This window comes from Paraburkholderia sp. SIMBA_053 (genome assembly GCF_046534895.1).
Taxonomy (GTDB): Bacteria; Pseudomonadota; Gammaproteobacteria; order Burkholderiales; family Burkholderiaceae; genus Paraburkholderia; species Paraburkholderia caledonica.
The window spans coordinates 1-260 of the sequence record NZ_JAWRXU010001001.1 but is presented as its reverse complement, the minus strand read 5'-3'; the positions used below and the strand labels follow the sequence as shown (position 1 = coordinate 260).

Here is a 260-nt window from a genome sequence, read left to right as displayed (position 1 = left end):
GCATCAGCAAGATACAGGCTCTGCTCCGCAACCAGTACGGCACCCACTTCTCCACCGGCGCCATCTCTGAGGCTCAGGGCCGGGTCAGCGCGATGCTGACCCCGGTACACCAGGCTCTTCATCATCACGCGAAGCAATCCGCTGTCATCCATATCGACGAAACCACGCACAGCCGCAACGGAGAAGCGGCCAACCGCTGGGTCTGGCTGCTCAGCGGCAGTGATGCGGTGTATCAGACTATCCGCTACTTCCGGAACACG

Annotated in this window: 1 protein-coding gene; it reads left to right on the top strand. The window is 61.2% G+C overall.

The genetic code is table 11. The features are described 5' to 3' along the window. A partial coding sequence (locus SB753_RS38625) for an IS66 family transposase (protein WP_410805357.1) occupies positions 1–260 on the top strand: 260 nt, incomplete at both ends.